This is a genomic window from Variovorax sp. GW821-FHT09D07, assembly GCF_059416345.1.
This window is the reverse complement of the sequence record NZ_JBWKOY010000001.1, coordinates 964,873-986,023: the sequence shown is the minus strand read 5'-3', so window position 1 is coordinate 986,023 and position 21,151 is coordinate 964,873. Positions and strand designations below refer to the sequence as shown.

Here is a 21,151-nt window from a genome sequence, read left to right as displayed (position 1 = left end):
GGGGCGAAGCCTCAACCCGGTGCGAGCCGCTGGGCGAACCAGTCCGCCACGAAGGCGGTCCGCTCCGCCGCATGGTTGTAGATCGTGTGCTCGCCGTCTTCCCACACGCGCAAGGTGACGTCGGGGTTCGTCGCGGCTTCCCGAAGTCCGATCAATAGCTGGGAGGCGCCGGGGCGTCGGCGGGGATGGCGCCGGGTTGGAAAACCTGCGTGAAGTCGCAGCACTCCTGTGCAAGCAGCACCGTGGAGTCGATCAACGTGCTTCGCTGCTCGCTCCTGCTCATTGCGACGTAGGTGATGTCGGGGATTGCCGGCGTGACCTTGATGGGTTGCAGCAAGCCCAGGTCGACCATCGGAGCGAGGCAATCGCGAGGAAGGGGACTGATCCCGATTCCAGACACGGTCATGCCGATGATGGCAATGATGCTGTTGCTGGGCAGCGATTGCTTCGGGGTGAGGCCGAAGGACTTGAACCAGTTCTCCGAGGCGAGGCCCGCCCCCGAGCGGCTGCCCTGGGTCAGGATTCGATGCGAGGCCAGCTCGTGGAGGCGCAACGTCCTGTCCGCAGGCAGCATGCCGGGCTTGCACATCCAGGCGCTGACCACCTTGCCGATGGCTTTCTTGGTGATCCGGCTGTCGTCTTCCGCGTCCGGAACGATCGCAAGATCGATCTCGTCGGCCAGGAGTCTCTTGCGAATGGTCACGCTGCCGTCGACGTCGGGCTCCAGCACAACGCGGGGGTGATGGACCTGCATCATGCCCACCAGCCGCGGGAACCAGGTCATTGCGGTGAGTTCGGTGAGGCCGATCCGCAGTCTGCGCTCGACAACCTGTGCCTGTGCAAGCTGCTCCATCGCTTCGTCGCGCTGGGCAAGAAGCCGCTTTGCGATCGCAAAGGTCTGCTGCCCCTTCTCCGTCAATCGGGCGGCGCGTGAAGAGCGGTCGAACAGTGAAGTATCGAGGAGGCTCTCCAGTTCCTGGACTCGCCGCGAGATCGCCGACTGCGTGGTGTGAAGCTTCTCGGCGGCCTGCGAGAAGCCGCCAAGCTTGACCACCCAATAGATCGCTTCAAGTTGCTTGAACGACATCATGTTCGTTCTGCCGGTGGGACTTCATGCACTGCGGGTTCCCCCTTGGTATATGTGAAAAACAGATGCAATTCTATAAAAATAAATCGTTTTTTTTAATTTTTCAAAGTCTCCAGAATGCGGGCTTCCATCTCATTTCTTGGCCTCTGGCATCCAGCCGCTTCAGGAGTTGCGCTCATGTTCCGATTGACTTTCACTCGCGTCATCGCCGTCGCTCTTTGCGTCTGCGCCACCACGGCACAGGCCGATCGCCTCAGCGACATCAAGGCGCGCTCCAAGCTGGTGTGCGCCACGCTGACGGGGGCGGAACCCCTTGCGTTTCAGAACCCCGCCACCCGCGAGTACGTCGGCTTCGACGTGGATACGTGCAAGAGCCTCGCAAAGCACCTCCACGTTGAACTGGAGCACCGCCCGATTTCCGTCGAAGCTCGCATTCCCGAGTTGGCGCTGGGGCGTGTGGATGTGGTGGCGGCCTCCCTGGGCTACACGAAGGAGCGCGCCGAGCAGATCGCCTTTTCGGACATCTACTACCAGCTGCCCTTGAAGATCATCGTGGCGAGCAATTCGCCCATCCGGACGTTCGCCGACCTTGCCGGGAAGAAGATCGCCGCCAACAAGGGCTCGACCTCGGAGCTCAACGCTCGCAACAAGCTTGCGGGTTCCGAAGTGGTGACCTACCAGGACGGCACCATGGCCTTCCTGGCGCTCGCACAGGGAAAGGTTCAGGCCTATGCCATTTCTCAAGCACCTGGCGCGCGACTGCTCCACGAAAGCTCGGGCAAGTTCCGCTTCCTCGACGAGTCCCTCGTCTACGAGCCCACGGGCCTGGGTGTGAAGAAAGGCGAGAGCGAACTGCTCGATGCGGTGAACAAGGCGCTGCGCGACATGGAGTCGTCCGGGGAACTCGACGCGTTGTGGCGCAAGTGGTTCGGGCCCGACACGAAGCTGAAGATCGTTCGCGAGAAGAAGCTGACGCCGCTCAGTGCATTCTGATCAAGCTCGCAAATCAGAGCCACGAGCGCATCCATGCTTGATCTGAATTTCGGGGCCGTGTTGAACGGCCGCTATCTGGACTGGTTGATCGCCGGCGCGTGCAACACACTCGTGCTCTTCGCGGCTGCATGGGTGTCGGGCCTCCTTCTGGCACTTGTCGTCGTTTCCATGCGGCAGTCCGGTCTGGCCGGACTCCATGCCGTCTCCAAAGGGTTCGTTGGCTATCACCGGAACGTGCCTGGCCTGGTCCAGATCTTCATCTGGTACTTCGGCGTGCCTCAGGTGCTGCCCGAGGCCTGGCAGGCGTGGATCAACGCCCATGGGAGCGAATTCATCTTCGTCTGGATCGCGCTGACGCTGAACGCGGCGGCCTTCATGTCGGAGGATCTGCGCAGTGGTGTGCGGTCCCTGTCGCCCACGCAGATGGAGGCGGCGCGAGCGTTGGGCCTGTCCTACGCCAAGGCGATGCGCTTCGTCGTTCTTCCGCAGGCACTTCGCGTCGCAGTGCCGCCTTTGACCAACCAGACTCTCGGGCTGTTCAAGGCAACGAGCTTGGCCATGGCGATCGGCCTCGCCGAACTGACCTACGCGGCCCACCAGATCGAGAGCGAGAGTTTTCGCACCTTCGAGGTCTACGCCATTGCATCGATCTTCTACTGGGTCTGCTCCTTCGCGCTGATGGGCATCGGCCACGCCTGGAGCGTTCGCCTGGATCCGCTGCGAGGTGTCCGATGATCGACATCCTTCGTGACTATGGGCTTCTGCTCCTGGTCGGCCAATTTCCGAACGGTCCCGTTGGCGGCTTGGCGCTCACGCTGTTTCTCGCCGTGTCGGGGCTGCTGCTTTCGTTTCCCCTCGCCGTCGTGATGGGGGTGGCCCGGACGTCCCCCATCAAGGCTATTCAGTACCCGGCGACCGCTGTCGTCTACGCCGTGCGCGGCCTGCCTGTCCTGATGCTGATCTTCTGGGCCTACTTCATCGTGCCGATGGTCGTGGGGCACAGCATCTCCGGGATCACCACCTTGATCGTCGCCCTTGTCGTCTACGAGCTCGCCTTCATGGGGGAGGTCGTGAAGGCGGGCATCGTGGCTGTCCCCAAGGGCCAGGTCGAGGCCGCTCGATCGTTGGGGATGACCTACTTTGCAACGATGCGCAAGGTGATCCTGCCGCAGGCACTCGTCAACATGATCCCGAGCATCCTGAACCAGTTGATCAACCTGATCAAGAACACGTCGCTCGGCTACATCATCAGCGTCGGAGAGCTGACCTATTCGGCCTACCAGATCAACGCCCAACTGCTCACCCGCCCATTTCAGGTGTATCTGATTCTGGCCATCACCTATTTCGTCCTCTGCTGGACGCTGGGATTGGCTGTTTCCCGGTTGGAAAAGAAGTTGAACCAAGCACGCTGCACGCCCGACGTGCCGACCCCCCTCCAGCGCCTGGTGTCCAAAGAGGCCACGACATGATCACCTTCGACAACGTGGACAAGTTCTACGGCGGCTATCAAGCCCTCAACCAGATCAACGAAACCGTCAAGCAAGGCGAGGTGGTGGTGGTGTGCGGGCCCTCGGGTTCCGGCAAGTCCACGTTGATCCGAACGGTCAATCGGCTGGAGCCGATTTCGAAGGGCCGCGTCATGGTCAACGGCGAAGACGTGCACAACCCGAAGACTGACGTGAACAGCTTGCGCAGTCGCATTGGCTTCGTCTTCCAGAGCTTCAATCTCTTCCCCCATTTGAGTGTCATGCGCAATCTCGAGCTGGCGCCCATGACGGTGGCGAAGGTGAGCCAGAGCGAGGCGCGCGAGCGCGCAATGGAGTTGCTGGTGAAGGTTGGCTTGGCGCACAAGGCGGATGCCTACCCGCCACAGCTCTCGGGAGGCCAGCAGCAGCGTGTGGCGATTGCCAGAGCGCTCGCGATGCGTCCGCCGGTGATGCTTTTCGATGAACCCACGAGCGCGCTGGACCCTGAGATGGTGGGTGAGGTCCTGGCCGTCATGAAGCAGCTGGCCTTGGATGGCATGACCATGATGTGCGTGACCCACGAGATGGGTTTCGCGAAAGAAGTGGCCGACCGAATCTTGTTCATGGACGCGGGGGCGATCGTCGAGCGTGCCGTTCCCGATCAGTTCTTCGCCAATCCACAACACCCCCGCGCCCGGAAATTCATCGCCGAAGTTCGGCGCCCCTGAGTCCCGGCCGCATTCCGATCAAGCCGATTGTGCGTAGCTGCACAGGAGTCGTCATGTCCAATTTTCTTTCCAAGTCTCTGGCTCGCATCAAACCGTCGAGCACCATTGCCGCCACGCAGCGGGCTCGCGAGCTTGCCGCGCAGGGCCGCGACGTGATTGCGCTCAGCACGGGCGAGCCCGACTTCGAGACACCCGAGCATGTTCAGGTGGCTGCCATCCGCGCACTCACTGGCGGCAAGACCAGGTACACGCCGACCCATGGCATTCCCGAGTTGCGTGATGCCGTCGTCGAGAAGTTCCAGCGGGAGAACGGCGTTGTCTACACGCGCGATGAAATCATCATCAGCAATGGAGGCAAGCAGGTCATCGCGAATGCGTTCATGGCCACGCTCAACGAGCACGACGAGGTGCTGATTCCCGCTCCCTACTGGGTCTCGTATCCGGAGCTCGTGGCCATGTGCGGAGCGACCTCCGTCATTGCGCAGACGACCGCCGCCAACGGCCTGAAGCTGACACCGGAAGCGCTCGAGCGGCACATCACTCCCCAAACGAAATGGGTCGTTCTCAACTCGCCAGGGAACCCCTCCGGCGCAGCCTACACGCGCGATGAACTGCGTGCGCTTGCAGATGTCCTGCTGCGTCATGAGCACGTCTGGGTCATGAGCGACGACATCTACGAGCACCTGGTGTACGACGCGTTCGAGTTCGCAACCATTGCAGCCGTCGAGCCGCGGCTGCGGGAGCGGACGTTGATCGTCAATGGCGTTTCGAAAGCCTATGCGATGACGGGGTGGCGCATCGGCTACGGGGCCGGGCCGGCCTCCTTGATCAAGGCGATGGACGTGGTCCAGGGGCAGGTGACGTCCGCCGCCAGTTCCGTCGCGCAATGGGCGGCTGTGGCGGCGCTGCAAGGCCCACAAGATTTTCTGGCGGCGAGGCGCGAAGTGTTCAAGCAACGCCGAGACCTGGTCGTTGACCAACTCGATGCCTGCGTTGGCCTCGCATGCGCACGACCCGAGGGCGCCTTCTATGTATTTCCATCGTGCGCCGGAACCTTCGGGAAACAAGCGCCCAGTGGCAAGCCGATTCAGGACGACGCGACATTCGCGCTGGAGCTTCTTGCCGCAGAAGGCGTCAGCGTTGTGCATGGAAGCGCATTCGGCATGCCCGGTCACTTCCGCGTTTCGTACGCCGCGAGCACGCAGAGCCTGGTCGAAGCCTGCAAGCGCATCCAGCGCTTCTGCGCCGAACTCTCTCCCTGCTGAATCCGCCGGCCACACGACGCAGCCGTGCGCGAGCGGCTCTCAATTTCCACCGTACGGGCCGAGCGATTTACAGCCCGCTGATTTTCTGGTTGATACGGAATCAAAAACTTTACCCCTTGATTGACAAGATAGGAGACGAAAAATGCCGCTGTGGACGGAATTTGAACCTGCACAGGCCGTGAATGAATTTCGCGCCTTTGCCGAAACCTACGCAAAGCCTGCTGCGGCTCAACTCGATCGGGATGATGCATACCCCTCCGATGTCGTGGAGCAAGCGGCCAAACAGGGCCTGAATGCGTTGATCGTCCCTCAAGAATATGGAGGTGGCGGATGCTCATTCCGGCGAGTGGTTTCGTTTTTCGAGGAAATCGGGGTCGCCAGCGCCTCTGTCGGGATTTCATTGAATTCGAATTTTCAGGCGCAGAACGCAATTTTGCGATCTGGCAATGAAAAGTTGAAAAGAGAATTCTTGCCAAAATTTTCCCAGGGCCTGACAGCAGCATATGCACTGACTGAGCAAAATCATGGCAGCGACATCCGTTCCTTGGACACCAAAGCGGTGCTCGAAAGTGATCATTGGGTCCTGTCCGGCCAAAAATCATTCATTACATCGGGGAGTGGTGCCGATCTGTTCATCATCCTGGCCCAAACCGAGAAAGGACTGGGGGTTTTTGCAGTTCCGCGAGAAGTACCTGGCGTGAGCACCTTTGTCGGAGAGAGGAGCGAGACCTTTGGCGGGCGAAATGGGCCACACGTGGAACTCAAACTCGAGAACGTTCGCTTGCCCTACGAATACCTTCTGGGTGAACCGGGTGGAGGCCTGAAAGTCGTGCTGCGCAATCTGAACTATTCGCGCACGCTCAATGCGGCCATGGTCATCGGAATGGCCCGTGCGGCATTCGACGAATCCCTTGCCTACGTCAAAAACCGAAAGGCCTTCGGGCAGTCCGTCTTCGATTTTCAAGGAATCCAATGGTATTTCGCAGAAATGCTCACGGACATCGACGCAGCCCGCCTGTTGCTGTACTCGGCGGCTGACGCATTGGAGGCGCAGCGCGAGCCCGAGCGTTACGCCAGTGAAGCAAAGCTGTTTTGCTGCTCCGTCGCCAATCGGGTGACGTCCCAGGCCATTCAGGTTTGCGGCGCATACGGAACGGCTGTGAATTCGCCTTTCAATCGCTATTGGCGGGATGCCAAGGTTGCTGAGATCGGGGGAGGGTCGGTGGAAATATTGAAGAACACGATTGGCAAATACATCGGCCGAATGGAGTTGGGTTGATTGAAAACAGCCTGCAAATCGATCGGCTGACAAAAGGTCACTGCCCACCTTCTTCTGAAGAAGAGAGTGGTGGCGAAACGTTTCAAATATTCTGCAGAGAACCCAAGCAATGCTCAATCAAAATATCCGCAATTTGGCGCTCCTCATTCAGGACGCCGTTCGACGATCGCCTGAAGCGGTGTTCGGCACAGACAAGGTGTCGGCCCCCATGGCAGATGCTTTCAAGACGGCGCAGGCGCTTTGCGCATCGATGTCTGGCGCCATTCTCAAGGGGCAAACAGTCGCTTTTGTTGGGGTCACCAGCGAGCACTATTTGATCTTCTGGATGGCTTGCCAGTTGCACGGCGTCCGCACGGCACTCATCAATCCGCACTACCCTCAAGACCTGATCAGGGAAATGCTGCTTGATCTGAATCCGGATGCCGTTGCATTTTTCGATGACACGTACTGCGCACCCACTCATCCGAACTGGGCTTCTATCGACGCACGGAACGCGTGGTCCGGCCATTTGGTTGTAAAGAGTGCCGAGATCCCGAGACCAGGCAAATCAGACGTGCCAGTCGAGGGCGATGCGCTCTTGACGGGGCTGGCCTGCGACGGCTCGGAGATCGCGTGCTATATGCATACCTCGGGCACCTCGGGTCGCCCCAAGTTTTGCGCACTGAGCCACTCCTATTTCATCAGGCTGGGCCGCTTCATTGCCGACTCTCTCGGCTACGTTCGCGATGACGTTGTCTTTGCGCCGATGCCGATGTTCCATATCAACCCCCTCGGCTACGGTGTCGTGGCGGCCTGGACTGCAGGCGCGGGCGTTCTGGGGACACAGCGTTTTGCCGCACAGAATTTCTGGAGCACCGTGAAGCAGATCGGCGCGACCGCGCTCGTTCTGCATGTCACGCCCCTTCAAATGCTGATGAAGGAAGCGGATGTCGACGCAAGCGCGGGCCATCAGGTGCGCGTGGTATTTGGCGCCATCAGCGAATTCCTGGGCATGTTCGGAATTCCCATTGGAATCACGGCGTATGGGTCCACCGAAGCCGGTGGGCTTTGTCACACATGGCATGTTCGCGCAGGCGACCGCTCCTTGGCGGAAGAAGGCCCTACCCACTACGCCGGGCGCGTGCGTTTCGACGCCGAATTCAAGATATCCGAAGAGGGCGAAATCCATGTCAGAGCGCGGGAGGCGGACACGCTGTTTTCTGGCTACCTTCGCGACGGAGCTTTAGACCCTTCGACGGACGCCGACAGCTGGTTTCACACGGGCGACCGAGGCCGCGTTGACCACCTTGGAAACCTTGTCTTCATCGAGCGGATGAGCGAATCCATTCGAGTCAACGGCGAATACGTTCCGATCGATTTCGTGGAACGTTCTTTGGAAAAGGAAGCGGAGTTGTCCGAGTTCGCGATCTGGTCGAGAGCGGATGCGGTGAGCGGTCAACGCGTCGTCTTGTGGATTGCAGATCCTCGAATTGACCTGGAGAAGACGCTCGCAGCAATTCAGCGTCTGCCGAGCATCATGCGGCCCGTGGAAATCATCCAGATCGCGAGCCTCCCCCGCGACACCGGAGTGAACAAGGTTCAGCGCCGACGGCTGCACGATGAGCACGCACTGTGGCGCCATGAAGTTTCCGCGCAATAGCACTCGAGGGTACGTTTCATGAATGCTTGTCGTGTCAGCTGTGAACTCACAGGGCATGTTGCCGTGCTCGAAATCAACAATCCCCCGCACAATTTCGTCGACATCGAGCTGGTCAAGGAATTGGCCGACAGTCTTGAGCATTTCGATGCGGTCGAGGATTGCCGCTCGATCGTTCTGCGCAGTGGCGGCAGCGTGTTTTGCGCTGGAGCGAATTTCGATCAAGCCGAAAACAGCACGGCGCTCGACCCGTCGCCGTTCTACGCGCAGGCCATGCGGCTTTTCTCGAACAGGAAACCCATCGTTGCCGCGATACAGGGCGCTGCCATTGGCGCCGGATTGGGGCTGACCCTGGTCGCTGACTTCCGCGTGGGATCGCCCCAGTCGCGGTTCAGCGCCAACTTCAACCGACTGGGCATTCATCCCGGTTTCGGAATCAGCCACACCTTGCCGCGCGTCGTGGGCGCGCAAAAGGCCGCCTGGATGCTCTACACGGGCGAGCGGATCAGCGCGCAGCAGGCATTGGCGCTGGGGTTGATCGACGCTCTTTCCGAGGATCAAGACCCGTTTGCCACGGCACTGGCCATGGCGGAAGAGATCGCGCGCTCGGCGCCCGGTGCCGTCCAAAGCACGAGGCGCACGTTGCGAGCGGGATTCGCGGACCACGTGATGCAAGTGAATCGCCATGAGTGCGCGGTTCAACGCGAGCAGTTTCGGCATCCCGACTTTCTGGAGGGCGTGAGGGCTGCCGCACAACGCCGCGTTCCGGTGTTTCAGGGCCGTTGAACGCCTTCTACATCAGGCCCGCAGCGTTGCGGAGCCTGGACCTTCGCTTGATCTGTCAGTGCAGGGCGCATTGAACATTCACGGGACACGATATGAATCGAACACTTACCGAGAGACATCCAGGGGCTCCTGATCGCTCGACCCACCTGAGTCGGCGATCCGCCGTGCAGCTCGCGGCCGCCGGTCTGGCGGTGTGGACTGCAGGTGCATGGGCGGCGTCGGCGCAGAGCGACGCCTTTCCCGTGCGGCCCATTCGCATGGTCATTCCATTTCCTCCATCGGGCGCCGCCGATCTCGTCGGCCGCGTGTATGCCAAGGCTCTGGCAGAACTCTCGGGTCAGCCGGTGGTTCCTGACAACAGGCCTGGCGCAAGTGGCCTGATCGGTGCACAGAACGTGCTTGCATCTGCGCGCGACGGATATTCGCTGCTGATCGGGAGTTCGTCGACGCTTGCAGTGAACGCCGCCATCGCCAAGAGCTTGCCCTACGATCCCCTGACCGACTTTGTACCCGTGGGTGTCCTGGCAACAGGGCCCGTTGTGCTTGTGACGGGGGCATCTTCGGGAATCAAGAGCTTCGAAGACCTGGTCCAGAAAGCACAGGCCCGTCCCAAGACCCTGAACCTGGGCATCGGCTCCACGGCCTTGCAGCTGCAAGCCGAGTGGCTCAACGAGACGGTGGGCATCAAGACCACGACCATTCCGTACAAGGGTGGCAGTGAAGTGGCCTCCGCCTTGTTGGCAAACGCCGTCGACGTTGGAATGCTGGATGTGTCGGCAGCACATGCCCTCATCCGGTCGGGCAAATTGCGAGGTCTTGTGCTTGGCGCAAGCCAGCCTCTCGCCTCGCTCCCGGGTGTGCCGACGACCGCGCAACTCGGTGTGAGGGGCTATACCGGTGAATCCTGGATCGTCGCTGCGGTAGCTGCGGGCACTCCGGATCATGTGGTTGACTACTACGCCACGGTGCTGGCGAAGGCCGCCAAGCTGCGATCGACGCAGGATTGGCTCCGCGAGCGAGACCTCGGCTACGTCTATCGCACCGCAGCGCAGACCAAGGCGTTGATCGCTGCCGACATTGCGCTCTACAAGCAGTTGGTCGATCGACTGGGTATCCCGAAGGTATGAAGGCCGTGACACCAACACCTCGCACGCTGCTACTGGCTGGGCGCTACAGCCAGGTCTTCAAGGAACCTCTGCTGGCCTGTCTCGGCCCCGGTTGGGTTGCCGAGTCATGGTGCGCCGAGGAGGGCACGGAAGGCTTGACGCGCAAGGCAGCCGCGGCCGAAATCCTGATCGGATCTGCCGAATGGGCGCGACACGCACAAGGCCTCGGCGTTGAAGCGACCTTCGCCGCCAGCCGCCGGCTCGGCCTGACCATTCTCCCGTTCTCGGGTGTCGACTGGTTGCGCTCCGAGTGGGTGCCAGCCAACTCGGTGGTCTGCAACGTCAGCAACGGCAGCGATCCCATCGCCGAGTACGTGATGGGCGCCATCTTGAACGCCGAGATTCCATTCCGCGAGATGGATGCCGAATTGCGGCAGCACCGATGGACCTGGGGCGGCGGCTCCGTTGTCGGTCGCAAGCACGGAGAGTTGCAAGGCAAGACCATCGGCCTGGTGGGCTACGGAAGAATCGGCCAACGTGTCGCTCAATTGGCCACTGCGTTTCGAATGCAGGCGATCGCCGTGAGTCGATCGCCCGGCGTCTCCCGCGAGCTGAACTGGTGGCGCGGCATGGAGGCTCTGCCGACCCTCCTTGCGCAGAGCGACTATGTTCTCCTGTGTGTACCGGGTGGCGCAGAAACGCTGAACCTGATCGACAAGGATGAGCTGTCTCGCATGAAGTCGAACGCCATCCTCATCAACGTTGCACGCGGGCCGGTCGTCAACGAGGCGTCACTTTTTGGAGCGCTTCAGCGGCGCGAAATTCGTGGTGCCATCGTTGACACCTGGTACACGTATCCGCCGCCGTCTTCGATGGTGGGCGCACCCGGCAGCCTGGCGTTCGAAACCTTGGACAACCTGGTGATGACGCCGCATGCCGCGGGATGGACGGATGCACTGGAAACGCGCCGGGTTGAAACCGTCGTGCGCAACGTGCACAGCTACCTGCATCGCGAGGCACTCACCGACGTTGTCATCGACAAGCGTTCGGCGGCGTGCCAATGCCTCTGATTTCCTGGAAAGTGTTCACCGTGTCTGGAGAAGAACAATGCAATTGACAGCAGCCTGCCTGCCGCCGCCGGAGCACTATGCGGCCCCCGACTTTCAGGTCCCCGCGCGGGCGTGCGATTCTCATTGCCATGTCACGCCTGAAGATTTCTTGAACACGGTGCCGGACGCGAGCTACGAGCCCGCACCGGCACCGCCTGCGGAACTGCGCCGCCTGCGCCGATCGATCAAGTTCGAGCGATCGGTGGTCGTTCAGGCCAGCGTGTATGGCAAGGACAACCGCGCCGTCGAGCAAGCACTGCGCGCTGAGCCGCAGGTGCTGCGTGGCGTGGTGGTGGGTGATGCGGACACGACCGATGCACAGCTCGATGCCTGGCACGCCATGGGCGTCAGGGGGATGAGATTCATCATGTCCGGCCAACTTGGCGGCACCGTCGATCTCAACGACCTGAAGGTCCTGGCGCCGAAACTGGCGGACCGTGGTTGGCATGCCGAGATTCTTCCCAGGGAGGATCAGTGGCCCTCGCTCAAGTCAACGCTGGAGCAGTTGCCCTGCACGCTGGTCGTCGACCATCTCGGCGGGTTGTCCTTGGGGGAGCAGTCCAGCGAGGCTGAGCGCGTCTTGTCGTCGCTGCTGTCAACGGGCCGTGTGTGGGTCAAGCTGATCGGCTATCGCCTGTCGGCCGACCTTCGAGATCCTCGCATCGCCCGCCGCGCCCAGCGCTTGTACTCCGAAGCGCCAACTCGCATGGTCTGGGGAACCGACTGGCCCCATGTGGGATTTTCGGTGGAGCAAGACGCTGGCGTCTTGCTTAATGCTCTGGCGAGTTGGTTTGACCAAGATGCAAGCGCCATCGAGAGGATCCTTGCCTCCAACCCTGAGGAGCTTTTCGACTTCCCGCGCGCTGCCGTCCGCATGGATCCCGTCGATCCGATCATCGTGACCGGAACCCCACAGCGCCGAACTTGACGCTCGGGGCGAGAACGGGGGGAGGCGATTCGGCACGGTCCGCGCATCTGTTCAATCCAGTAGTCCCGCTCGGACGGGTTGCGATCACCGGGCGCCAGCTGGCCGGGCCGGGCGAGAATCCTCCGATTCCCCGTCCGCCTTCCCGTTCCACCCGAATCGCCCAGCGCCCGTGACCTCCACCGACCTCCAGGGCTTCATCCTCACGCGCCACTGGCGTGATGCACCGACCGGCACCGAGATCGAGTACTGGCTGGCCACCGAGGCGGGGCCGAGGAAAGTGGTGCTGACCTCCCGCAGCAGCGTTGCGTTCGTCGCCGCCCGGCACAGGGCGGCTGTGGAAGCCCACCTCGCGGCCATGCTGGGCGTGCAGTTGCGCGAGCTGGAGCTCCGGAATTTCCAGCAGGAAGCCGTCCTCGGCATCTATGCGACGCACTTCCGCCAGATCGGCCGGTTGGCGCGCGCCCTGCAGGCGCAGGGCATCCCCTTGCTCGAAGCCGACGTGCGCCCGCACGACCGCTACCTGATGGAGCGCTTCATCACCGCCGGTGTGCGGGTGGAAGGCGGGCGCGCCGAGCGCGCCACGCTCGTCGACTGCAAGCTCAGTCCTGCGCCTGAATTCCGACCGGTACTCAAGGTCGTGTCGCTGGACATCGAGACGAGCCAGCATGAAGGGCTCTATTCCATTGCGCTGGACGGCACGGCGGAGCGCGTCGTCTTCATGCTCGGCGAGCCGCCGCCCGAGCCGGGCGACTCCATGGACTTCTCGCTCGTCTACTGCCCGACCCGCAAGGCCATGATCGAGCAGCTCAACGACTGGTTCGAGCGCAACGACCCCGACGTCCTCATCGGCTGGAACGTGGTCCAGTTCGACCTGCGCGTGCTGCAGAAGACCGCCAACGACTGCGGCGTGCCGCTGCTGCTGGGGCGGGAGCGCCGGCCCATCGAGTGGCGCACGCACCCGGGCAAGCAGGGCTACCTGTTCGCGCCCACGCCGGGGCGGATCGTCCTCGATGGCATCGAGGCGCTCCGGGCCGCGGTGTGGAGCTTTCCGTCCTTCAGCCTCGAGAATGTCTCGCAGACGCTGCTGGGCGAAGGCAAGGCCATCGGCGATGAGTACGACAAGATGGCGGAGATCGAGCGGCGGTATCAGCACGACAAGCCCGCGCTCGCGCTGTACAACATCCGCGACTGCGAGCTGGTCCTGCGCATCTTCGAGAAGGCGAAGCTGCTGCAGTTCATGATGGAGCGCGCCCAGGTCACCGGCCTGCAGGCCGACCACTTCGGCGGCTCCATCGCCGCATTCAGCCACCACTACCTGCCGCGGATGCATCGCCTGGGCTACGTGGCGCCGAACGTGGGCGAGATTGCGAGCAAGGCCTACCCGGGCGGCTACGTGATGGACTCGAAGCCGGGCTTCTACGACTCCGTCGTGGTGCTGGACTACAAGAGCCTCTATCCCTCGATCATCCGCACCTTCCTGGTCGATCCGGTGGGCCTCGTCGAGGGCTCGAACGCCGCCGATCCGACCGGGCTCATCCACGGACCGCAGGAGACTGTCTTCTCACGCGACAGGCACTGCCTGCCGCAGATCGTGACCACGCTCTGGCACGCGCGGGACGAAGCCAAGCGGGCGAAGAACGAGCCGCTGTCGCAGGCGCTGAAGCTGCTCATGAACTCCTTCGCCGGCGTGCTGGGCGCGTCCGAGTGCCGGTTCTTCAACCCGAAGCTGGTGTCCGCCGTGACCCTGCGCGGGCACGAGATGATGAAGCTCACGCGCGAGTTCGTGGAGCAGCGGGGCTACGAGGCGATCTATGGCGACACCGACTCGATCTTCATCTGGCTCCGGCGCACCCATACCAACGAGGAGGCGCATGCCGTCGCGGCTCGCCTGGCGGGCGACATCAACGACTGGTGGGCGCGCACGCTGCGCGAGGAACAGGGCCTGCAGAGCTTTCTCGAGATCGAGGTCGACACGCACTACAAGAAGTTCTTCATGCCCACCATCCGCGGCTCGGAGGTGGGCAGCAAGAAGCGCTACGCCGGACTCAGCGTGGATACCGCGGGCAACGAGGAGATGGTGTATCGCGGCCTCGAGATGGCGCGCAGCGACTGGACCCCGCTGGCGCGCCAGTTCCAGGAGGGCCTGCTGTCACGCATCTTCCAGGGTGAGCCCTACAAGGCCTTCGTGACCGACTATGCGAAGGCGACGCTGGCGGGCGCCAAGGACGACCTGCTCATCTACCGCAAGCGCCTGCGCCACCGGCTCGACGACTACCTGGTCAACGTGCCGCCCCAGGTGCGGGCCGCGCGCATCGCCGACGAGCACAACGCCCGGGTCGGCCGGACCCAGCAGTACCAGAAGGGCGGCTGGATCCAGTACGTCATGACCCGCAACGGGCCGGAGCCGCTGGAAACCCGCCATTCGCGCATCGACTACGAGCACTACCTCACCCGGCAACTGCAGCCGATCGCCGATGCCATTCTTCAGCCCATGGGCGACAGCTTCGCGGCCTTGACGACGTCGCAGCGCGAGCTCTTCGAGCCAGGATCGCCGTGAAGCGACCGCAGGATCAGGTGCCGGGTCGCGGGTCCTTGTCCGTAATGGACAGGTCGACCGGCACCCGCGTCTCGTGCCGGAGGTTTCCGGGCATCTCGAACACCACCGTGAGGTGCCCCTTGACGCGCTCGAAAGGCTTGTCCAGCTTCACGTAGAAGCCCCGCTGGCTGCTCAGGGCGTTGTCGTAGGTCCAGAGCGAAAAGTCCTGCAGCGACGACGCACCGCTGTCGTCCTTCAGGCGCAGCTTTTCGTTCTTCTCGTTGGTCAGCGCGTAGTCCTTGATCCGGTAGGTGGCAGCGTCGGCGATGTCGTCGTTCGTGTTGACGATGTGGCCGTTGCGTTGGTATTCGTCGACCTTGGCCTTGGGCAGCGGGTAGTAGGTCAACACGTCGAACGCGCTCGCCGGTTTTTTCCGGATCAGCGTCTGGTCGGAATTGATGACCATCACATGGGCACCGAGTTGCGCGAGCAGCGCCCGCGCCTGGTCCGGGGTGTACGGCTGGCGCGGTGCGGCGTGGGCCTGGGAGGCGGGCAGTGCGAACAGGGTGGACAGGACCAGCGGCAGCAGTTTCTTCATCGGGGAGCCCGTGCGGGACGAATGACGGATGCCGGCCATTAGGCCATGGCAGCGTCATGCCCCCGGTGCGCTCCTAGTCGTCGTCGCGCACCCGGTACTGCCCCATCAGCGTGCGCTGCACGGTCGGCGGCACGGCCTCGTAGTGCGACAGCGCGATGGTGTAGCGCCCCTGGCCGCTGGTCATCGCGTTGAGGCGCGACTGGTAGTTGGCCAGCTCGACCTCGGGCACCTGTCCGCCGATGGCCACCGTGCCGGCCCCCAGGCCCGACGTGCCAGTGACCAGGCCGCGCCGCGCCGACAGGTCGCTCGTGACGTCGCCCACGGCATGCTCGGGCACGGCGATCTCGATCTGCACGATCGGCTCGAGCACGGCCGGTTGCGCCTCGCGGATCGCCGCCATGAAGGCCTTGCGGCCGGCGGTCGCGAAGGCGATGTCCTTGCTGTCCACGCTGTGGTGCTTGCCGTCGTAGACCACCACGCGCACGTCGACCACCGGGTAGCCGGCGATCGCGCCGTACGCCAGTACCTCGCGCACGCCTTTCTCGACCGCGGGGATGAACTGGTTCGGAATGGCGCCGCCCCGGACTTCGTCGGCGAACTCGAAACCCGCGCCGCGCGCCAGCGGTTCGATGCGCAGGAAGACTTCGGCGAACTGGCCGGCGCCGCCGGTCTGCTTCTTGTGGCGGTGATGGCCCTCGGCCGGCGCGGTCACGGTCTCGCGGTAGGCGATGCGTGGCGGCCGCGTCTGGACCTCGAAGCGGTACACCTCGCGCAGGCGTTCGAGCACGAGGCGCAGGTGCAGCTCGCCGAGGCCGTAGAGCACCGTCTCGTTGGTCGCGGCCACATGCTCGATGCGCAGGCACGGGTCTTCGGCCGCGAGCTTGCCCAGGATTTCCCAGGCGCGCTGCTCGTCGCCATGGCGCTTGGGCTCCACGGCCAGGCCGTACACGGGCACCGGGAACGGCAGCGGCGCGAGGTGCACGTGGCTGTCTTCGGCCGCGTCGTGCAGCACGGCATCGAAATGGATCTCATCGACCTTGGCCACCGCCACGATGTCGCCCGGCACCGCGTGCGACACCTCGACGTGGTCCTTGCCCTGGAGCATGAACAGGTGCCCCACCTTGAACGGCTTGCGGCCGTCGCCGATGTAGAGCTGGCTGTCGCGCGTGACCGTGCCCTGGTGCACGCGAAAGATGCCCATCTTGCCGACATAGGGGTCGATCGTGACCTTGAACACGTGCGCCAGCACGTGCAGCGACGGGTCGGGCCGGGCCTGCATGGGCTGGGCCTGCGCGCCTTCGCCGACGAGGAACTCCGGCGGGTTGGCCTCGGTCGGGTCGGGCAGGAGCTTGACGATCACGTCCAGCAGCTCGGCCACGCCGGCGCCGCTGCGCGACGAGGTGAAGCACACCGGAATCAGGTGGCCTTCGCGCAGCGCCTGCTCGAGCGGCGCGTGCAGCTCGGACGGGTCGACGTCGCCCTCTTCGAGGTAGCGGTCGACGAAGGCCGCATCGACCTCGACCACCTGTTCCACCAGCGCGCGGTGCGCCGCTTCGACGGGCCCGAAGTCGGAGCGTCCGAAGCGGTTGAAGAAGCAGTCGATCACCTGCCGGTTGACCCCATCGGGCACGTTCAGCGGCAGGCATTCACGGCCGAAGGTGGCCTGGATGTCGGCCAGCAGGCCCGACAGCGAGACGCCCTGCGAATCGATCTTGTTGACGATGATCATGCGGGCCAGGTGGCGCGAGGCCGCGTACGCCATCATGCGCACCGCCATCGGCTCGATGCCGGTGGCGGCATTGATGACCACCGCCACCGTCTCGACCGCCTCCAGCGCCGGCAGGCTCTGGCCGAGAAAGTCGGGGCCGCCGGGCGTGTCGATGAGGTGGATGCGCGTGGCGGCGTGCGTGAGGTGCATCACCGAGGCGTTGAGCGAATGCAGCATGCGGCGCTCGAGCGGGTCGTGGTCGCTGACGGTGCTGCCGCGCTCGACGCTGCCGCACGCGCCGACGGCGCCCGCCTTGAACAACAGGGCCTCGGCCAGGGAGGTCTTGCCAGCGGCCGCCGCGCCCACCAGCGCCAGCGTTCGCACTGCTTCCATTTCGGCCGCGAGGCCGTTCGATCGGCTTGGCATGGCGGGACTCCTTTGCGCGTCCGCAAGGCCGGCCCGGCGGCCCGCAAGGGCTCGGGTGCTGCGCATCGACGCCGGGGCAGCGTACGGGATTGACCGTGCCGATGCAAGCCGGGGAGGGCGCGCCGGTCAGCCGCTCAGGGCTCCTGCGGCGCGGTGCCTTCGGATGGCGGCCGGTCGGCGGGCAACCTGCCCAGCCGCGAGGAGGTCGCGCGCTCCGTGCGGATCTTGCGCAGCGTGTTCGTCAACGCCTGCGGGCTCGTGTTGAGCTGCCTCGCCGCCTTGGCCGGGCGCATGCCCTCGACCAGCACCAGCCGCGCGGCGGCAAGGGACGGGGTGGCTTGCAGGTGCAGCAGCTCGGCCACCTGCCAGAACTCGGCCGAGGTGAAGGTGCCGAGGTCCGGCGGTAACGAGCGCGAAGGGACGGCCTGGCGTTTCTCGAAAACGCAGTGGGGCGCCGGGTCCATCTGCCCGACCCGCGCGACCAAGGCCTCGAGGTAGGCCTGCGTGGCGGGGGTGTTGGAAACCCAGTTCGAATGGATGACCAGCTTCGTCCCGTCGTCGGGGAACGTGTGCTCCCAGCTGACCCTCAACTCCGTCATGGCTGGCTGCGGAACGAGCGCAGCGTGGGGCGGCTCGTTTCCATGTGATTTTTTTGCATTCGTGCAGTATGTCGCGACAACTCGCGCATTCTTTTGTCGATGTCGCCAGTGTGACCGATGAAGGCGGGTTTTATCCCGGGCTTTCGGTGTAGGCGAATGGAAAGACGGGCTGCCTCGCGGCGATGTGGCACGCGATGCCCACCGGTCACCGGAGGCGAGCCAAGAAGGGCGCACGAACACGCGCCGCGCGCGACCGGCGCGGCGAGGGCTGTCTTCCTTGCGGTCTGTCCGCCCTAGGCCGATGCGGCCGATGGCTGGGCGGATGCGGCCTGCGGTTGTTCCTGCGAGGTGCGAACCGGCGCGGGGGGACCGCAGTCGTCCGGCATCTTGCGCGAGGTGCCTCTCACGAGGTGGCGGGGCACGTGGTGTGTCTTGATGAAAAGCGCCAGCGCCTCGCTGCGCGCGGGCTCGGAGACCGGTAGAAACATGTGCAAAGCGCTCATGGTGTCGTTCCGTCGATGCCAGGCAGGAAGGCGGCGCACCCGCTTGTGCCGGGTGGCTGGCGACCCCTGGCATGGCCGCCCGGCGAGCATTATGAGCGTCTGGATCAACCGCGTTGGCGCTGATGTTTTCGGGCGTTCGGCCGCGCCAGAATGCTTGCTTGTCAACAGGAGCACACCCCATGGGCCACACCGCAACGATCGTCTCCACGGACGTCAATTTCAACCACCGCATCCAGGTCGGCAAGTTCCAGCTCGTGGCGGACGAGCCGGCGTCGCTGGGCGGGCAGGGCGCGGGGCCGGCGCCCTATGACTACTACCTGGCCGCGCTGTCCGCCTGCACCGCGATCACGCTGCGGATGTACGCCCAGCGCAAGGGCTGGGAGCTGGGCGAGTTCAAGGCCGAGCTGAGCTTTTCGAAAGACGCGGACGGCAAGGCGCACATCCACCGCGTGCTGGACGCCAGCGCACCGCTGACCGATGCGCAGTGGAGCCGGCTGCTCGAGGTGGTGGCCAACACGCCCGTCACGAAGACGATGCGCGAAGGCGCCGAGATCACGAGCGAGCGTGGGGTGGCTGCGGCCTGATTCAGGCAGCAGGCGCGGCGCTGTTCAGCGCCGCGAGATCACGCGAACCACCGGTTCGCTGTGCACGCGGAAACCCATGCGCTCATAGATGCGCCGCGCGCCCGCGTTGCCCTGCATCACATGCAGCACGGGCATTTCGCCACGCTGCATCTGCTGCGCCACCAGGCGCGTGACGAGGCGCTTCGCGTAGCCCTTGCCCTGCGCGTCGGGGTGCGTGCAGACACCGCTGATCTCGCGCAGCGTGCCGGCGGCCATGCGTTCGCCGGCCATCGCCACGAGACGGCCGTTGTCGTCGAAGCAGCCGAAATACTCGCCGAGTTCGATGGTCCGCGTGGAGAAGGGACCGGGGCGCGTCAGGTCGGCCAGGGCCAGCACTTGTTCCAGATCTGCTGCGCCCAGTCGAACGACATCGGGGAGCGTGTCGGCCACGGGCACAGTCGCGTCCCAGATCATCTTCACGATGACCGACTCCATGTCGACCTGCCAGGTGGACGGTGCGGTGCCCGACCAGCCGATGGCATAGAAGTGCTCGTCCGGCGTGCAGAAGGGCAGGAGCGCGTCGAGGTCGGGGTGCAGTGCGTCGGCAAAACCGACGATGGGGGAGAAGCCTGTGGCGTACCGGCGGGAGGTCGCTGTGCCGCTGGCATAGGGCGCATGCGGGCCTGAAAGGGCGTGCCAGGTGAGGTTCGTGAGGAGGTCTGTCATGGGACTGGATTCTTGCGGTCTGACAGGGACCGTTTTGCGCCGACCGTTGATGTGGGGGCGGCGCCTCCTCGTCGGTGACGAGGAGGTGTGTCGCGTCACGAGGCGAGGGCAACCTCGCCGGCGTCGGCGACTCAGTGCATCAGCACTTCATGGCCGTGGCTTGTGCGGCGAAGGCGTCGGAAGCGGCCTTGCAGGCAGCGCCGAGTTGGGCGGCGTTGGCGCCGTAGCTGGCCCAGGTGGCCTTGGTCTGCTCGAGGCTGCCCTTGAGCGCGTCGGCGGCGGCACCGCTTTGCTTGCCCACGCAGGCGCTCACCTTGTCCAGGTACTCCTGGCATTCCTTGGGCACGTCGGCCGATGCCGTCGTGGTGGCAGCGGGCGCGGCAGCAGCCGGTGCGCTGGCGGCCGGTGCGGGTGCCGGCGTGGCCGGTGCGGTGGCAGCAGGTGCTGCGGGTGCGGCCGGCGCTGCGGGCGTGGACTCTTGCTTCGAGCAAGCGGTGATGGCGGCAGCCACGAAGATGAGTGCGAGCAGTTTGTTCATTTTTTCTTACATGAGCGAGTTGGATGATGTGCCACGCCTCGTGTCCTCCGGCGCGCAGTGCGCACACCAGGAACGCAAGATTCGGGGCCGGAACAGTATCACCGCGCCCTGTGCAACAGACCCCCGCGAAGGCAGGAATCGGGGGTCTGCAGATGCTCCAAAAACGTAACAATTATCTTGAATCGTTAAATATTGCCGGGTTAAGCAGTCGAAGCTGCGCGGGCGTACACAGGGGGCGTGATGGCCCGCCGAACCGGGTGCTCGACCGGCCTCGCATCTGCAAGCGGATGTTGTTGATTCTTTCGAATTACATCGAAGCGACGAGGCCGCGCGAAGTTTCCCGGAGGCGCGGCGCGGGCCATTTCCGGAGTCGGCCGATCGGCCTGTCGTGCCTCTTCAGCGGTCACGCACATGGTTACAACCCCGTGCCGCAGACCCGCTCCTCGCGGTGCGCGGCAGCCGGCGGGACATGGCCGGATGTGGCCCGGTTCCCGGTCGATCGAATTGCCGCCGGACCCTTGGCTTGTGCATTGCATCAATTAATTCTTATGGCAAAGGTTCTCATTGCAGG

At 63.8% G+C, this 21,151-nt stretch carries 21 protein-coding genes; 13 read left to right on the top strand and 8 right to left on the bottom strand.

The annotated features are described in order from the left end of the window. Window positions 1–11: 11 nt before the first annotated feature. Together AC07OX_RS04435 and AC07OX_RS04430 are read right to left on the bottom strand one after the other, a co-directional pair. Window positions 12–155, bottom strand: a complete 144-nt coding sequence (locus AC07OX_RS04435; protein WP_240531145.1) for a hypothetical protein — start codon at window positions 153–155, stop codon at window positions 12–14. Then, window positions 152–1,090, bottom strand: a complete 939-nt coding sequence (locus AC07OX_RS04430; protein ID WP_308789331.1) for a LysR family transcriptional regulator — start codon at window positions 1,088–1,090, stop codon at window positions 152–154. The genes AC07OX_RS04435 and AC07OX_RS04430 overlap by 4 nt, the downstream gene beginning before the upstream one ends. Before the next feature lie 174 nt (window positions 1,091–1,264). Here AC07OX_RS04430 and AC07OX_RS04425 point away from each other — a divergent pair, with 174 nt between their 5' ends. From AC07OX_RS04425 to AC07OX_RS04370, 12 genes are all read left to right on the top strand, one after another. Continuing rightward, window positions 1,265–2,080, top strand: a complete 816-nt coding sequence (locus tag AC07OX_RS04425) for an ABC transporter substrate-binding protein (protein ID WP_495260005.1) — start codon at window positions 1,265–1,267, stop codon at window positions 2,078–2,080. A gap of 33 nt (window positions 2,081–2,113) precedes the next feature. Further along, window positions 2,114–2,815: an amino acid ABC transporter permease gene (locus tag AC07OX_RS04420; protein ID WP_495260004.1), complete on the top strand. Its 702-nt coding sequence runs from the start codon at window positions 2,114–2,116 to the stop codon at window positions 2,813–2,815. Then, window positions 2,812–3,549 carry an amino acid ABC transporter permease gene (locus tag AC07OX_RS04415; RefSeq protein ID WP_495260003.1) on the top strand — a complete coding sequence of 246 codons (738 nt, stop codon included), beginning with the start codon at window positions 2,812–2,814 and terminating at the stop codon, window positions 3,547–3,549. Before AC07OX_RS04420 ends, AC07OX_RS04415 begins: the two co-directional genes overlap by 4 nt. Next, window positions 3,546–4,274, top strand: a complete 729-nt coding sequence (locus tag AC07OX_RS04410) for an amino acid ABC transporter ATP-binding protein (protein ID WP_495260002.1) — start codon at window positions 3,546–3,548, stop codon at window positions 4,272–4,274. The genes AC07OX_RS04415 and AC07OX_RS04410 overlap by 4 nt, the downstream gene beginning before the upstream one ends. Before the next feature lie 53 nt (window positions 4,275–4,327). After that, window positions 4,328–5,539: a pyridoxal phosphate-dependent aminotransferase gene (locus tag AC07OX_RS04405; protein ID WP_495260001.1), complete on the top strand. Its 1,212-nt coding sequence runs from the start codon at window positions 4,328–4,330 to the stop codon at window positions 5,537–5,539. Window positions 5,540–5,681: 142 nt separating this feature from the next. Then, the gene (locus tag AC07OX_RS04400) at window positions 5,682–6,818 is read left to right on the top strand and encodes an acyl-CoA dehydrogenase family protein (RefSeq protein ID WP_495260000.1); all 1,137 of its coding nucleotides are present in this window, start codon (window positions 5,682–5,684) and stop codon (window positions 6,816–6,818) included. Between the two features lie 109 nt (window positions 6,819–6,927). Continuing rightward, window positions 6,928–8,457 (top strand): class I adenylate-forming enzyme family protein, encoded by a 1,530-nt coding sequence (locus AC07OX_RS04395; RefSeq protein ID WP_495259999.1) that lies wholly within the window; start codon window positions 6,928–6,930, stop codon window positions 8,455–8,457. 63 nt (window positions 8,458–8,520) lie between these two features. After that, window positions 8,521–9,240 carry an enoyl-CoA hydratase/isomerase family protein gene (locus AC07OX_RS04390; protein ID WP_495259998.1) on the top strand — a complete coding sequence of 240 codons (720 nt, stop codon included), beginning with the start codon at window positions 8,521–8,523 and terminating at the stop codon, window positions 9,238–9,240. Window positions 9,241–9,404: 164 nt separating this feature from the next. Next, window positions 9,405–10,367 carry a Bug family tripartite tricarboxylate transporter substrate binding protein gene (locus AC07OX_RS04385; protein WP_495259997.1) on the top strand — a complete coding sequence of 321 codons (963 nt, stop codon included), beginning with the start codon at window positions 9,405–9,407 and terminating at the stop codon, window positions 10,365–10,367. Beyond that, entirely contained in the window at window positions 10,364–11,416 is a 1,053-nt protein-coding gene (locus tag AC07OX_RS04380; RefSeq protein WP_495259996.1) for an NAD(P)-dependent oxidoreductase, read from the top strand. Before AC07OX_RS04385 ends, AC07OX_RS04380 begins: the two co-directional genes overlap by 4 nt. Window positions 11,417–11,453: 37 nt before the next feature. Continuing rightward, window positions 11,454–12,383 carry an amidohydrolase family protein gene (locus AC07OX_RS04375; RefSeq protein WP_495259995.1) on the top strand — a complete coding sequence of 310 codons (930 nt, stop codon included), beginning with the start codon at window positions 11,454–11,456 and terminating at the stop codon, window positions 12,381–12,383. Window positions 12,384–12,552: 169 nt separating this feature from the next. Further along, window positions 12,553–14,940, top strand: a complete 2,388-nt coding sequence (locus AC07OX_RS04370; protein WP_495259994.1) for a DNA polymerase II — start codon at window positions 12,553–12,555, stop codon at window positions 14,938–14,940. A gap of 13 nt (window positions 14,941–14,953) precedes the next feature. Here AC07OX_RS04370 and AC07OX_RS04365 read toward each other — a convergent pair whose 3' ends face one another. The 4 genes from AC07OX_RS04365 to AC07OX_RS04350 all read right to left on the bottom strand — a co-directional run bounded on the left by AC07OX_RS04365 (window position 14,954) and on the right by AC07OX_RS04350 (window position 18,753). Beyond that, complete coding sequence (locus AC07OX_RS04365; protein ID WP_495259993.1) at window positions 14,954–15,517, bottom strand: hypothetical protein; 564 nt, start codon at window positions 15,515–15,517, stop codon at window positions 14,954–14,956. Between the two features lie 73 nt (window positions 15,518–15,590). Then, complete coding sequence (gene fusA, locus AC07OX_RS04360) at window positions 15,591–17,651, bottom strand: elongation factor G (protein WP_495259992.1); 2,061 nt, start codon at window positions 17,649–17,651, stop codon at window positions 15,591–15,593. 134 nt (window positions 17,652–17,785) lie between these two features. Then, on the bottom strand, window positions 17,786–18,250 hold the full coding sequence (locus AC07OX_RS04355; RefSeq protein WP_062471967.1) for a hypothetical protein: 465 nt from the start codon (window positions 18,248–18,250) through the stop codon (window positions 17,786–17,788). 293 nt (window positions 18,251–18,543) lie between these two features. Beyond that, window positions 18,544–18,753: a hypothetical protein gene (locus tag AC07OX_RS04350; RefSeq protein WP_139702348.1), complete on the bottom strand. Its 210-nt coding sequence runs from the start codon at window positions 18,751–18,753 to the stop codon at window positions 18,544–18,546. 179 nt (window positions 18,754–18,932) lie between these two features. Between AC07OX_RS04350 and AC07OX_RS04345 the strand changes: the two genes are divergently transcribed. Beyond that, a complete protein-coding gene (locus tag AC07OX_RS04345) occupies window positions 18,933–19,337 on the top strand; it encodes an OsmC family protein (RefSeq protein WP_495259991.1) in 405 nt (134 codons plus the stop codon). Window positions 19,338–19,361: 24 nt separating this feature from the next. Here the strand turns inward: AC07OX_RS04345 and AC07OX_RS04340 are convergent, their stop codons facing one another. Further along, entirely contained in the window at window positions 19,362–20,042 is a 681-nt protein-coding gene (locus AC07OX_RS04340; RefSeq protein WP_495259990.1) for a GNAT family N-acetyltransferase, read from the bottom strand. Between the two features lie 139 nt (window positions 20,043–20,181). Then, entirely contained in the window at window positions 20,182–20,580 is a 399-nt protein-coding gene (locus AC07OX_RS04335) for a hypothetical protein (protein ID WP_062472018.1), read from the bottom strand. Window positions 20,581–21,151: the final 571 nt, after the last annotated feature.